The following is a 14229-nucleotide window of genomic DNA, read 5'->3' on the forward strand; positions in this document are numbered from 1 at the left end:
CCCTAAAAAGAAAAAGGCGGCCCAACCGGGCCGCCTTTCCTGTTTCTATAACCGCTGCGCTTAATGCGCGGTGGGCGCTGCCGATGCGGATTTCGCCTCCAGCGCGGCCTGGGCAGCGGCGGCCTCTTCGGCCTCCTCGTCCCATTCGATCGGCTCAGGGCTACCCACCAGTGCGTGTTTCAGCACTTCGGACACGTGGCTCACCGTGATGATCTCCAGACCTTCCTTCACGTTGTCGGGAATGTCCGGCAGATCCTTGGCGTTTTCCTCGGGGATCAGCACCGTCTTGATGCCGCCGCGCAGGGCTGCCAGAAGTTTTTCCTTGAGCCCGCCGATGGCCAGCGCATTGCCACGCAGAGTGACTTCGCCGGTCATGGCGATGTCCTTGCGTACCGGGATCCCGGTCAGCACCGACACGATGGAGGTCACCATGGCCAGACCCGCCGAGGGGCCGTCCTTGGGCGTGGCACCTTCGGGCACGTGCACGTGGATGTCCCACTTGTCGAACTTTGGCGGCTTGATCCCCAGCTGCGGCGCAACCGAGCGCACATAGCTGGAAGCAGCCTCGATCGACTCCTTCATCACGTCGCCCAGCTTACCGGTGGTTTTCATGCGACCCTTGCCCGGCAGACGCAGCGCCTCGATGCTGAGGAGCTCCCCGCCGACCGAGGTATAGGCCAGACCGGTCACGACACCGACCTGATCTTCCTTTTCAGCAAGACCAAAGCGGTATTTCGGCACGCCCAGGAATTCGTCGAGGTTGTCATGGGTGACCTTGACGCTCTCGGCTTCCTTCTTGACGATCTTGGTCAGCGATTTCCGCGCCACCTTTGCGATTTCACGCTCCAGGTTCCGCACGCCCGCCTCGCGGGTGTAGGTGCGGATGATGTCGGTCAGCGCCTCATCCGTCAGTTCGAATTCCTTGGCCTTGAGGCCGTGGTTCTTCACCTGCTTGGACACGAGGTGCTGCTTGGCGATTTCGCGCTTTTCGTCCTCGGTGTAGCCCGACAGCGGAATGATCTCCATCCGGTCCAGAAGCGGGCCCGGCATGTTGTAGCTGTTGGACGTGGTCAGGAACATCACGTTCGAGAGGTCGTATTCCACCTCCAAGTAGTGGTCGACAAAGGTCGAGTTCTGTTCCGGATCCAAGACTTCCAGCATCGCCGAAGCCGGGTCGCCACGGAAATCCTGGCCCATCTTGTCGATCTCATCGAGCAGGATCAGAGGATTAGTGGTTTTCGCCTTTTTCAACGCCTGGATGATCTTACCGGGCATGGAGCCGATATAGGTCCGGCGGTGACCGCGGATCTCGGACTCGTCGCGCACGCCGCCAAGGCTGATGCGGATGAATTCACGCCCCGTCGCCTTGGCAACCGATTTGCCAAGCGAGGTCTTACCCACACCCGGAGGGCCAACGAGGCACAGGATCGGCCCCTTCAGCTTGGCCGAGCGCTGCTGCACGGCAAGGTATTCGACGATGCGTTCCTTGACCTTCTCAAGGCCGTAGTGGTCCTTGTCGAGGATATCCTGCGCGCGGTTCAGGTCTTTCTTCACGCGGGATTTGGTGCCCCACGGGATCGACAGCATCCAGTCCAGATAGTTGCGCACCACGGTGGCCTCGGCCGACATGGGCGACATGTTCTTGAGCTTCTTCAGCTCGGCATCGGCCTTTTCGCGGGCTTCCTTGGACAGCTTGGTCTCGGCGATTTTCTCTTCCAGTTCGGCCACTTCGCCCGAACCTTCCTCGCCATCGCCCAGCTCCTTCTGAATGGCCTTCATCTGCTCATTCAGATAATACTCGCGCTGGGTCTTCTCCATCTGGGATTTGACGCGGGTCTTGATCTTCTTCTCGACCTGCAGGACAGACATTTCGCCCTGCATCAGGCCATAGACCTTTTCCAGACGTTCGCTGACCGAGAGGGTCTCGAGCAACTCCTGCTTGCGGTCCACCTCGATACCCAGGTGACCGGCAACAAGATCCGCCAGCTTGGCGGGCTCGGTGGTCTCGCCAACTGCGCTCAGCGCCTCTTCGGGGATATTCTTGCGCACTTTTGCGTAGCGTTCGAACTCATCACCAACGGTGCGCACCAGCGCCTCGGTGGTGGTGACGTCGCCGGGCATCTGGTTCAGCAGTTCGGCGCGGGCTTCGAAATAGCTGTCGTTTTCCAGGAAATCGGTGATCTTGACGCGGGTCTGTCCCTCGACCAGCACCTTGACGGTGCCATCGGGCAGCTTCAGCAGCTGCAGCACATTGGCCAGCACGCCGACGCGGTAGATACCATCGCTTTCCGGATCGTCCTCTGAGGGGTCGATCTGGCTGGACAGCAGGATCTGTTTGTCATCGGCCATCACCTCTTCCAGGGCGCGTACCGATTTCTCCCGGCCGACAAACAGCGGCACGATCATGTGCGGGAACACCACGATGTCACGCAGCGGCAGCACGGGATAGGAAGAATTGAGTGGCTCTTGCATACTCGGTCCTTTTCTTTGGCAAGACGTCCAGGCCCCAGGTAGCGGCAGCCGCAGGCGTCTCCTCTTTGATCTGTTATCTGGTGCGGTTCAGCATGTATTTCAACCGCAGCGCCTCAATCTTTGCGCTCACATTGCCCCTGCAGGGCGGCGACCACAAGGGCGCAAATGCAGGAAGGGTGAGCAAATGGTGAAGGGGGCTGCGAGCTGCCCCCGGTTTGGGCCATGCGGGTCAATTCAGCGTCGCATCAGGGTGATGAATCCCCGCTCCATCCGCCCGCCCGGCCCGGTTTCAGTATAGGTTCCGCTCATCCGTGTTTCATCGATCAGGAACAAACGCACCTCCTGCCGCAAGACCTCTCCGGTACCGGTTGGACGCTCGGCCAGCAGGGTCAGCCTGATCAGTTGATCGGCGCCGCAGGGCAGCGGCCCCAGAGACACCTCATCCAGGAACACCTCGGCATCATCCGGCAGATCGCCGCGGCCGACGCTTTCGGCGCGCAGCCCCGTGCCGGGCTTTAGTGGGCCCCGGTCCTGTACAGAGATCCCAATAAGCCCCAGCACCGGCGAATCCGCCACCAGCCTGCCATTGCGAAACCGCAGCGACAGGGTATCGCCGCTGCGTTGCGGCAGCGGCACCATCTCGATGCGCCCGCCCACAGCCGTCGACATCTCTCCCGGGCCTTTTTGAACGATCCACTGGCCGCGCAGCCCGGCAGAGCCACCTTTGACCAGATCCTCTAGCGGAATGCTGCAACCGTTAAGGCGCGGCGCCTTGAAGAAACTTGATGCCTCTGCCAGCGATCCTGGCGTGGTGTTATCCTGTGTCGCCTGCGCCTGAGCTGCCATCGAGCCACCCATCAAGGCCGCAAAAGCCAGCGCCAGATACCACCTCATCACCATTCTCCCCTTTTGGCGGGAAACTAGCAAAAAGGTCTTCACAACTGGTGAACAAGGCATAAACGGTCGCCGCGCAGGTAAAGGGCAATCAGCCCCCGCCTCTTACCCGGAAAAGGGTGGTCAGCGGTTTAATACCCCCCCGATTACACCGGCTCGATATCACCTTCAGCGCGGGTGTCGTGGAAGTCCTTCTGCCAAGCCTCGAACGTCCCCGCCGCAATCGCATCGCGCATGCCCTGCATGATCTCCTGAAAGTAATGCAGGTTGTGCCAGGTCAGCAGCATGCCCGAAATCATCTCGTTGGCGCGGAACACATGGTGCAGGTAAGCGCGGCAATAGTTCGAACAGGCCGGGCAGCTGCACTGCTCATCCAGCGGACGCGGATCATCCGCGTGCCGCGCGTTCTTGATGTTGACCACCCCGCGGCGGGTAAAGACCTGCCCGGTCCGGCCAGAGCGCGACGGCAACACGCAATCCATCATATCGATGCCGCGCGCCACGGCGCCGACGATATCGTCGGGCTTGCCCACCCCCATCAGGTAGCGCGGCTTGTCCTGCGGCAGCATGTCCGGCGCGTAGTCAAGGCAGCCGAACATCGCTTCCTGCCCCTCGCCCACCGCAAGGCCACCCACCGCGTAGCCATCAAAGCCGATGTCGGTCAGCGCCTTGGCGCTTTCCTCGCGAAGGTCCTGTTCCAGCCCGCCCTGCATGATCCCGAACAGGGCATGACCGGGCCGGTCGCCAAACGCGTCCTTGGACCGCTCGGCCCAGCGCATCGACAGGCGCATCGACTCGGCAATGCGGTCGCGGTCCGCAGGCAACGCCGGGCATTCGTCGAAACACATCACGATATCGCTGCCCAAGAGCCGCTGGATCTCCATCGAGCGCTCTGGCGTCAGCTCGTGCCGGGAGCCGTCGATATGGCTTTTGAAGGTCACGCCCTTCTCGGTCAGCTTGCGAAGGCCCGCCAGCGACATCACCTGAAACCCGCCCGAGTCGGTCAGGATCGGACGCTGCCAGTTCATGAACTTATGAAGGCCACCCAGCCGGTCGATCCGCTCAGCCGTTGGACGCAGCATCAGGTGGTATGTATTGCCCAGCAGGATGTCAGCGCCGGTGGCGCGCACGCTTTCCGGCATCATCGCCTTGACCGTCGCAGCGGTGCCAACGGGCATGAAGGCAGGCGTACGAATGTCACCGCGCGGCGTCTGGATCACACCGGTGCGTGCTTTTCCGTCCTGCGCTTTCATTTCAAACTTGAAAAGCTCTGACATTTCGACTTCCTGCGTTAGTTCTGTCATCTGACGACCATAAGATTCCCCTAATGCCAAGGAGCCAAGCGCATGTCCACAGACGAGCACGCCGCAAAACTGACCCTCGGTTGGGAGGAATGGGTAAGCCTGCCGGGGCTTGGCCTGCCCGCAATGAAGGCCAAGGTCGACACCGGCGCCCGCACCTCTGCCTTGCATGCCACCGAAATCGAAACCTTCGGACCGGCTGCCGCCCCCAAGGTACGCTTTACCGTCCACCCCGTGCCAGGGCAGGAAGGGCTGCGGATCCCCTGCTCTGCCGATATTATCGACCGGCGTGAGGTGACCTCCTCCAATGGCGAAAGCGAAATGCGCTATGTCATCTCGACCGATCTGGTGGTCGATGGCCACAGCTGGCCCATCGAAGTCACCCTCACCGACCGCAGCGGCATGACAGTGCATATGCTGCTGGGCCGTCAGGCGCTGGGAGAGAACGTTGCCGTGGCGCCTTCGGAACGGTTCTGCCAGCCAGAGCTGGACTATGCCGTCTATGCCTCGAAACACATCCGCAAGGCCGCGCCGAACCGGGTGCTACGCATTGCTGTACTCAGCCGCGAGGATAATTTCTCCACCCGCCGACTGGTGGAAGAGGGCGAAAAACGAGGCCACACCGTCGAGGTCATCGACACCACACGCTGCTACATGGACATCAACGCGCTGGCGCCCGAAGTGCACTACGACGGCAAGCGTCTGCCGCGCTATGACGCGGTGATCCCACGCATCGGCGCCTCGATCACCCCATATGGCACCGCCGTGCTGCGCCAGTTCGAAACCCTTGGCACCTTTTGCGTCAACGGCAGCGCTGGCATCACCGCCAGTCGCGACAAGCTGCACGCCCATCAGGTACTGGCACGTCAGAAGATCGGCATGCCCGAAACCGCCTTTGCCGCCTCGCCCAAGGATACCAAGAACCTGATCGACATCGTCGGAGGTGCCCCCCTGATCGTGAAACTGCTGGAAAGCACGCAGGGTAAAGGCGTGGTGCTGGCCGAAACCAAGAAGGCCGCCGAATCCGTGATCACCGCCTTTCGCGGACTCAAGGCAAACTTCCTGGTGCAGCAATTCGTGAAAGAGGCCAATGGCGAGGATATCCGCTGTCTGGTGGTCGGTTCCAAAGTGGTCGCGGCGATGAAACGCTCGGGCGCCGAGGGCGACTTCCGCTCCAATCTACATCTTGGCGGCAGCGCAGTCTCGGTGCGGATCAGCAAGGAAGAACGCGCTACAGCCGTCAAGGCGGCCAAGGCATTCGGGCTCAACGTGGCCGGGGTGGATCTGCTGCGCTCGGAAACCGGGCCAAAGGTGCTGGAGGTCAATTCCTCGCCCGGGCTGGAAGGTATCGAACGGACCTCGAAGAAAAACATCGCCGGGCTGCTCTATGACGAGATCGAAGACCACGTGCGCCCCGCCCCCCTGCGGGTGCGCAAACAGGCGACGGCGCGCAAGTGACCTCACTGGCCGCGGCAGGGCTTGACCGCAGAGCCCTGCCGCCCGATCTTGGCTGCATACCTTTCAATCAGGATTTCCAGTTATGAGCGAAGATCAGATTACCGCCCTCTTGTCCGGCAGCCTGCTATACATTCTCGGGGCGATCTTCCTGATCGTCGTCATTCTCAAAGGCGTCCGTATCGTTCCGCAGTCGGAAAAATTTGTCGTCGAACGTTTTGGCCGCCTGAAGTCGGTGCTTGGCCCGGGCATCAATTTCATCGTGCCCTTTCTGGATGCGGTCCGTCACAAGGTGTCGATTCTTGAACGGCAACTGCCGAACGCCAGCCAGGATGCGATCACCCGCGACAACGTGCTGGTAGAAATCGACACTTCGGTATTCTACCGCATCCTGGAGCCGGAAAAGACAGTCTATCGTATCCGCGATGTCGACGGGGCAATCTCCACCACCGTCGCGGGTATCGTACGCGCCGAGATCGGCAAGATGGATCTTGATGAGGTGCAATCCAACCGCTCGCAGCTCATTGGCGAGATCAAGCGCAGCGTCGAAAGCGCGGTAGATGACTGGGGGATTGAAGTGACGCGCCGAGATCCTTGACGTGAATCTCGATCAGGCCACCCGCGATGCGATGCTGCAGCAGCTCAATGCCGAACGCGCGCGCCGGGCGCAGGTGACCGAGGCGGAAGGCAAGAAACGCGCGGTGGAACTCGCCGCCGATGCGGAACTGTATTCCGCCGAACAAACCGCCAAAGCCCGCCGCATTCAGGCTGATGCCGAAGCCTATGCGACCGGAGTGGTGGCCAAGGCGATTGCCGAAAACGGTCTGGAGGCGGCGCAGTATCAGGTGGCGCTGAAACAGGTGGAGGCGCTCAATACTCTTGGCGCAGGCACCGGCAGCCAGACCATCGTGGTCCCGGCGCAGGCGCTTGAGGCCTTTGGTGATGCCTTCAAGATGCTGAAAGGAAACAAGTAATGGCCGCTCCCTTCTGGGCACTCTGGTGGGTCTGGTGCGCTGCGGCGCTGGTACTTGGCATTCTGGAGGTGCTGGCGCCGGGCTTTGTCTTCCTCGGTTTTGCCATCGGCGCCCTTGGCGTCGGGGTACTGCTTCTTGCGATGGGCAGCGGCACCTTTGGCCTGCCTGTGCTGGTCTTCCTCTTTGCGGCGATATCGCTCATCGCCTGGCTTGTCCTGCGCCGCGCCTTTGCCCTGCCTCGCGGGCAGGTGAAGACCTTTGACACGGATATCAACGACTAGTCAAAAATCGCCTCTATCATCTGCACCAGCGCGCAACTTCCCTGCGGTCCAAGACTGGACGCCGCTTGCCCTGTTCCCTATATAAACGGTCGGATAACCAGTCAGGGACCGATATGACCAACGCTTCCGAACCTCTTGAAGGGGCGCCGCTGATCGCGCCGTCTTCTGTTTCCCACCCGCTTTACGATGCGGTGGCAGACGCATGCCGTAGCGTCTATGACCCTGAAATCCCGGTCAATATCTACGAGCTGGGCCTGATCTACACCATCGACATCAACGAAGAAAATGACGTCAAGATCATCATGACCCTGACCGCACCGGGCTGCCCGGTTGCTGGTGAGATGCCGGGCTGGATCGTCGATGCGATCTCGCCCGTACCCGGCGTTAAATCCGTCGATGTCGAACTGACCTGGGAGCCGCCCTGGGGCATGGAGATGATGTCGGACGAGGCGCGCCTGGAACTTGGGTTCATGTAATCCCTGCCCCGTGCATCATCACAATAGTTTCATGGGATCGCGGCGCGGGTGTTACCCGGCGCCGCGATTTTTGTTTCAAACCTGATTTTTTTCCGGAGAATCCCTTTGCGCCTTTCCCTTGCCCTGTCGGCCCTTACCCTGCCCGGCCTGCTCCTGTCGCTTGCCGCCACTTCTGCTGTCGCAGAAACCGCCCTGACCTATGGTCCGCGTCCGGCCTATCTGATCGACAAACTGCCCGCGGGCGCGCTGAAGGAGAGGCTGCAGTCCTGCGCCGCGCAGGTGCCGCAGCGCACGGAATTCTCCATCGGCCATCGCGGCGCACCGCTGCTCTTTCCCGAACACACCATCGAAAGCAATATGGCCGCCGCGCAGATGGGCGCCGGGATCCTTGAGTGCGATGTGACCTTTACCAAGGATTTGCAGCTGGTCTGCCGCCACGCCCAGAACGATCTTCACACCACCACCGATATCCTGACCAGCGATCTGGCCGACACCTGCATCACCCCCTTCACCCCCGCAGGCGGCGGCGCGGACGCCAAGGCCGAGTGCCGTACCTCGGAGATCACGCTGGAAGAGTTCCGCAGCCTGACTCCCAAGATGGACAGCCGTGACAAGACGGCGAAGACCGCAGAAGCCTATCAGGGCGGCGTCGCCCCATGGCGCAGCACGCTCTATGTGGATGGCGCGCGCAGCATGACCCATGCTGAATCCATCGCTCTGTTCCGCAGCCTAGGCACCAAGTTCACGCCCGAGCTGAAGGCCCCCGCGGTGCAGATGCCCTTCAACGGGTTCACGCAGGAAGACTACGCGCAGAAGCTGGTGGAAGAGTACAAATCCGCGAGCGTGCCAGCATCGGATGTCTGGCTGCAAAGTTTCGATCTCAGCGATGTCCTATATTGGATCGAGAACGAGCCGGAGTTCGGCGCGCAGGCGGTGTACCTCGACGACCGTTATTCCAAATCCGATGCCGATGAAGGCAAGGTGGATCCGTCCAACCCCGCGAGTTTCAAGCCGAGCATGCAGGAGCTGGCAGATATGGGGGTTAACTATATCGCACCGCCGATCTGGATGCTGCTGGCGCTGGAGGACGGGAAGATCGTGCCCTCCCCCTATGCCATCAAGGCGCGCGAGGCGGGGCTCAAGATCATCGCCTGGTCGATGGAGCGCTCTGGGCCGCTGACAAATGGCGGCGGTTGGTATTACCGGTCAGTGAAACCGGCAATCTCGGATGCCTCGGCCTATTATCAGGTGCTGGACGTTCTGGCGCAGGATGTGGGCGTCTCCGGTGTCTTTTCCGACTGGCCTGCAACGGTGACCTATTACGCCAACTGCATGGGACTGTAGACAAAAAACCGCCACCGCACAGGCACCTGTGCATCGCATCTGCCGCCGCCCCCTTGAGCCTGCCGCCGCAGGACCCTAGATTGAGGGTAACGCGCGAAATTGGAGACTTTCATGTTCGGTATCCCCGGCAAACAGGCTGTAACCATCACCCCGAAGGCTGCGGCGCAGATTTCAAAGCTGATGCAGAATGCGGGCCACGCGGGCCTGCGCATCGGCGTGAAAAAAGGCGGCTGCGCCGGCATGGAATACACCATGGAATACGTCGATGACGCCGATCCCAATGACGAGGTCGTGGAACAGGACGGCGCCCGGGTGATGATCGCGCCGATGGCACAGATGTTCCTGTTTGGCACCGAGATCGACTATGAAACCACGCTGCTGGAAAGCGGGTTCAAGTTCAACAACCCCAACGTCGCCGAGGCCTGCGGCTGCGGCGAGTCGATCAGCTTCAAGGATATGCCCGGCGCCTGAACTCAGACGACTGATCACCCTAGATTACGGCATTCATTGCATGGGGCGGCTTCGGTCGCCCTTTTGTGTTTCCAATGGCCACGCCAGCGGCGTCTTGCACAATTGCTCCCTCTGACGCGGGGTGCTACCACCACGCCACAGAACAACAAGGGAAGCGACACATGCGGCGGAAACTGGCGGCGGGAAACTGGAAAATGAACGGCACCGGGGCGGAGCTGGTCGAGCTTGCTGCGCTGGCTGAAGGCCATCCGGCGCCGGATGGCACCGACATCCTGATCTGCCCCCCCGCAACGCTGCTGTCGCGCGCGGCGGACACCACCCGCGGCGGACCGTTACAAATCGGTGGTCAGGACTGTCACGCCGCGACCTCGGGCGCGCATACCGGCGATCTGAGCGCTGCGATGCTGCTGGATGCAGGCGCGAGCGCGGTGATCCTGGGCCACTCTGAACGGCGCGCCGATCACGGTGAAACCGACGCCATCGTCCTTGCCAAGGCCGAAGCCGCCATGGCCGCCGGTCTGCTGGCCGTGGTCTGCCTTGGCGAGACGCTTGAAGAGCGCGAAGCCGGAGAAACCCTGTCGGTCGTCGGCACGCAGCTTGCCGGTTCGGTGCCCGAGGGCGCCAGCGGCGCCACACTGGTCGTCGCTTATGAACCGGTCTGGGCCATCGGCACCGGCAAGGTTCCAACGCTGGAGCAGATCGGCGAAGTGCACGATTTCCTGCGCGCCGAGCTGACCAACCGCTTTGGCGCCGAGACCGCCGAAGGCATTCGCCTGCTTTACGGGGGATCGGTGAAACCCGGCAATGCAGCCGAGATCTTCGCCGTGTCGAACGTGGACGGCGCCCTTGTTGGCGGCGCCAGCCTGACCGCCGCGGATTTCTCTCCGATCATCTCGGCTCTGGAGAACGCCTGACCAAGAGGCGCGGCCTCACACATCAATGACAAGCCCGGCTCTGACGCAGAGCTGGGCTTTTTTACGGCCTTTGCTTCAAGACCCGCAGACAAAAATGGCGCCCCGATCTCCCGGGGCGCCCTCACTCGTACCAACTCTTACACAACTCGGTACTCGTGAATCTCTAGTTCGTTATAATCTCCGGCCCCATCAGCGCGTTCGGGATCATCGTGCTGAGCCATGGGATATAGGTCACCATGATCAAGAAGACGAAGAGCACCGCCAGGAACGGCAGGGCCGCCCGGACCACCGCCATCATCGGCATGCCCGCAACCCCGGAAGTGACAAAGAGGTTCAGGCCAACCGGCGGGGTGATCATGCCGATCTCCATGTTGACCACCATGATGATGCCCAGATGGATCGGGTCGATGCCCAGCTCGATTGCGATCGGGAACACCAGCGGCGCAACGATCACCAACAGGCCCGACGGCTCCATGAACTGACCACCGATCAAGAGGATGATGTTCACCACGATCAGGAACATCACCGGACCAAAGCCTGCCGACAGCATGGCATTGGCGATATGCTGCGGCACCTGCTCGTCGGTTAGTACGTGTTTCAGGATCAGCGCGTTGGCGATCACGAACATCAGCGTCACGGTCAGCTTGCCCGCATCGAACAGAGCCCGTTTGGTGTCCTTGTGGAACCAGACCGATAGCAGCGCAAGTGGCGCCTGCAGGACGGTGCGGCGCGGGCGCACCTCGGTTCCCGCCAGCGGTCCCATGTCGCGATAGACAAAGGTTGCCACCAGGAAAGCATAGACGGATGCCACGGCGGCGGCTTCGGTCGGCGTGAAGATCGCGCCCTCCTTGTAAAGCCCCAGTTCAGGCGAATACCACGGATAGCCATAGATACCGACCATGATGATCACGATCAGGAACAGGCCCCAGAACGCCTCACGGAAGGAGGCGCCGACTTCGGCCCAGCCCGCCCAGTCGCCCTTGGGCATATCCTTGATCCGGGCGATGACGTAGATCGTCACCATCAGCATCACCCCGGCCAAAAGGCCCGGAATGATACCGGCAAGGAACATCCGGCCAACGGAGACATCGACCGATGCCGCATAGACCACCATCACGATGGAGGGCGGGATCAGGATGCCAAGCGTGCCGGCGTTGCAGATCACACCAGCCGCGAACTCCTTGGAATAGCCCGCTTGGCGCATTGCTGCGATCACGATGGAGCCGATGGCCACCACGGTCGCCGGAGAAGACCCGGACAGCGCCGCGAACATCATGCAGGCAAAGACGCCAGCGATGGCCAGACCGCCCTGAAAATGGCCGACGCAGGCAATCGAGAACCGGATGATCCGCTGCGCCACACCGCCGGTCGACATGAAGGTCGAGGCGAGAATGAAGAACGGGATGGCCAAGAGGGTGAAATGGCCTTCGAAGGCTTCGAACAATGTGCCGGCGACCGAGGCCAGCGAACTGTCGGAATAGACCAGCAGAAACAGGGTGGAGCTAAGGCCCAGAGAGACGGAGATCGGCACGCCGATCAGCATCAGGCCAACCACCATGGCAAAAAGCAGAACGACGTCCATCAGTTTTCTCCCCCCGTCTTTTCTCCGGTGGCGCGGGCGCGGGCCTCGTCCAGTTCGTCCTCAACCTCGTGGCTGGCCACCAGCCGGTCGGCCTCACCGCGCCAGATACGCAGGGCAGCCTGCACAAAGCGGATCACCAGCAGCAGCATCGACAGCGGCAGGATCAGATACGGCACCACCTTGGGCAGTTTTTCGTAGGAATCGCCGTAGTTGATCAGATCCTCCAGAAACCGGAAGATCCCCACCATCGGCACGTCCTGCACCTCGTAAAAGCTTTGGCTGCGGGCCTTCATGTCCAGCCCCGTCGGGAACCAGCGCCCCGAGGTCGGCGGCAGATCCGCGAACACCGCCCAGTAATCATAGGCACCTTTCAGCAACAGCAGCGAAAACAGCAGGCAGGCGCCAACCGCGATCAGCCCCACAACGCGGCGTGCAGGCGGCGCAAGCGTGTTGACGATGGCATCCACCCCCAAGTGCGCATGCGTCTTGACCGCGTAAGACGCCCCCAGCAGCACCAGCCAGGCAAAAAGGAACACCGTCAGCTCCAGCGCCCAGAGGATATTGGAGTTGAACACGAAACGCGCCACCACATTGGCAAAGGTGATCACTGTCATCAGCCCCAACAGCAGCGCGATCAGCGTTTCTTCCAGCGTATTGATGACCCCGGCCGGGCCGGTTCTTGCCCCCGACATGCCAGTCTCCCCTGCTATGTTGATAAAATGGTGCAGGCGGCGGATCCCCACGCCGCCTGCGAAGCGGGGCGCAGCACACATCCTTGGATGGCGCGCCCCGGGGTGCGGCTATCAGAAGCCTGCGTTGATCGCCTGTGCGGCGTCGATCTTGTCCTGCCCCACGTCACCGGCGAACTGCGCCCAGACGGGTTTCATGGTGTCGACCCAGGACTGGCGCTGCTCGGCCGAGAGCTGACGCACGGTGCCACCGGCATCAATGATCGCCTGCTTGGCTGCTGCGTTGACCTTGGCCGATTCAGAGTTCCGCGCTTCGGTCACTTCCGACAGGATGGTCAGGAACTGGTCGCGTACTTCCGGCTCCAGGCTGTCCAGCCAGTCCACCGAGGTCACCACCAGATAGTCGATGATGCCGTGGTTGGTTTCGGTGATCCCGTCCTGCACTTCGAAGAACTTCTTGCCGTAGATGTTGGACCACGTGTTTTCCTGACCATCGACAACACCCTGCTGCAGAGCGCCGTAGACTTCGGAGAAGGCCATTTTCTGCGGGCTGCCACCGATCGCTTCCATCTGCGCCACCAGCACGTCCGAGGACTGCACGCGGAACTTCAGGCCATTGGCGTCGGTCGGTTCGACCAGCGGTTTGTTGGCCGACATCTGCTTCATGCCATTGTGCCAGTAAGCCAGGCCCTGCAGGCCGCGGCGCTGCATCGAATCCAGCATCGCCTGACCGTTGTCGGACGCCTGGAAGGCGTCAACCGCATCGATGTTCTTGAACATGAACGGCAGGTCGAACAGGCGGAACTGTTTGGTGAATTTTTCGAACTTGGACAGCGACGGCGCGGCCAGCTGCACGTCGCCCTGCAGCATCGCTTCGAGCACCTTGTTGTCATTGTAGAGGGTCGAGTTCGGATAGACCTCAAGGCACATGGTGCCGTTCATCTCTTCGTTGACACGCTTTTCCAGCAGCGTCGCGGCAATCCCCTTGGGGTGCTTGTCGGTGTTGGTGACGTGGCTGAACTTGACGACGATCTCGCCTTCGTCACAGGCCGCCTGAACGGCGCCAGCGGATACGGTCATCGCCAGAGCGGCGGCGGTAGCAGTCAGGAACTTCATAATAGTCCTCCCAGATTTCTCTCCATAGCCTGTGCGCAATGCACAAGCCCCGTGGGAAGGATCGCGAATCGCACTGCCCCGCTCAAGAATTGAGTCGCGATTCGGCTGATTTTGATTTTTTTATAAATTTTTCAGACAGATGCATGGCGCCCAGTTCTCGGGCGCAGGCGCCTAAATTGTAGGCTGTGCGAAAACCCGCACAGGGATCAGCGCGAGGTGTGCGGATTTCCGCACAGCCGTTAACCAATCTTTTCAACCAC

General features: G+C 61.2%; 12 protein-coding genes and 1 pseudogene. 7 read left to right on the plus strand and 6 right to left on the minus strand.

Annotated elements, in window-relative coordinates:
* Positions 1-60: 60 nt before the first annotated feature.
* The 3 genes from lon to tgt all read right to left on the minus strand — a co-directional run bounded on the left by lon (position 61) and on the right by tgt (position 4643).
* Entirely contained in the window at positions 61-2472 is a 2412-nt protein-coding gene (lon, locus tag SM763_RS02425) for an endopeptidase La (RefSeq protein WP_274828687.1), read from the minus strand.
* Between the two features lie 234 nt (positions 2473-2706).
* Complete coding sequence (locus SM763_RS02430) at positions 2707-3366, minus strand: hypothetical protein (RefSeq protein WP_368997408.1); 660 nt, start codon at positions 3364-3366, stop codon at positions 2707-2709.
* A gap of 146 nt (positions 3367-3512) precedes the next feature.
* On the minus strand, positions 3513-4643 hold the full coding sequence (tgt, locus tag SM763_RS02435; RefSeq protein ID WP_274831894.1) for a tRNA guanosine(34) transglycosylase Tgt: 1131 nt from the start codon (positions 4641-4643) through the stop codon (positions 3513-3515).
* A 69-nt stretch (positions 4644-4712) separates the two neighbouring features.
* On the opposite strand from tgt, the gene rimK reads away from it, so the two are divergent.
* The 7 genes and pseudogenes from rimK to tpiA all read left to right on the plus strand — a co-directional run bounded on the left by rimK (position 4713) and on the right by tpiA (position 10582).
* Entirely contained in the window at positions 4713-6125 is a 1413-nt protein-coding gene (rimK, locus tag SM763_RS02440) for a 30S ribosomal protein S6--L-glutamate ligase (protein ID WP_368997409.1), read from the plus strand.
* Positions 6126-6207: 82 nt separating this feature from the next.
* Positions 6208-7096: pseudogene (locus tag SM763_RS02445) on the plus strand (SPFH domain-containing protein).
* Positions 7096-7377: an NfeD family protein gene (locus SM763_RS02450; RefSeq protein WP_065273206.1), complete on the plus strand. Its 282-nt coding sequence runs from the start codon at positions 7096-7098 to the stop codon at positions 7375-7377. The pseudogene SM763_RS02445 and the gene SM763_RS02450 overlap by 1 nt, the downstream one beginning before the upstream one ends.
* A 113-nt stretch (positions 7378-7490) precedes the next feature.
* Positions 7491-7853, plus strand: coding sequence for an SUF system Fe-S cluster assembly protein (locus SM763_RS02455; protein ID WP_065273205.1), 363 nt, complete (start codon positions 7491-7493; stop codon positions 7851-7853).
* A 105-nt stretch (positions 7854-7958) separates the two neighbouring features.
* Positions 7959-9197, plus strand: a complete 1239-nt coding sequence (locus tag SM763_RS02460; RefSeq protein ID WP_368997411.1) for a glycerophosphodiester phosphodiesterase family protein — start codon at positions 7959-7961, stop codon at positions 9195-9197.
* Positions 9198-9308: 111 nt separating this feature from the next.
* A complete protein-coding gene (locus tag SM763_RS02465; RefSeq protein WP_065273204.1) occupies positions 9309-9668 on the plus strand; it encodes a HesB/IscA family protein in 360 nt (119 codons plus the stop codon).
* A gap of 161 nt (positions 9669-9829) precedes the next feature.
* Positions 9830-10582 carry a triose-phosphate isomerase gene (gene tpiA / locus SM763_RS02470; RefSeq protein ID WP_368997413.1) on the plus strand — a complete coding sequence of 251 codons (753 nt, stop codon included), beginning with the start codon at positions 9830-9832 and terminating at the stop codon, positions 10580-10582.
* A gap of 163 nt (positions 10583-10745) precedes the next feature.
* Here tpiA and SM763_RS02475 read toward each other — a convergent pair whose 3' ends face one another.
* From SM763_RS02475 to SM763_RS02485, 3 genes are all read right to left on the minus strand, one after another.
* Positions 10746-12164, minus strand: coding sequence for a TRAP transporter large permease (locus tag SM763_RS02475; protein WP_368997415.1), 1419 nt, complete (start codon positions 12162-12164; stop codon positions 10746-10748).
* Positions 12164-12856, minus strand: coding sequence for a TRAP transporter small permease (locus SM763_RS02480; RefSeq protein ID WP_065273801.1), 693 nt, complete (start codon positions 12854-12856; stop codon positions 12164-12166). The genes SM763_RS02475 and SM763_RS02480 overlap by 1 nt, the downstream gene beginning before the upstream one ends.
* Before the next feature lie 111 nt (positions 12857-12967).
* On the minus strand, positions 12968-13969 hold the full coding sequence (locus SM763_RS02485; RefSeq protein WP_065273201.1) for a DctP family TRAP transporter solute-binding subunit: 1002 nt from the start codon (positions 13967-13969) through the stop codon (positions 12968-12970).
* Positions 13970-14229: the final 260 nt, after the last annotated feature.

The organism is Pseudophaeobacter sp. C1-32P7 (assembly GCF_041008775.1).
Classification (GTDB): Bacteria; Pseudomonadota; Alphaproteobacteria; order Rhodobacterales; family Rhodobacteraceae; genus Phycobacter; species Phycobacter gallaeciensis_A.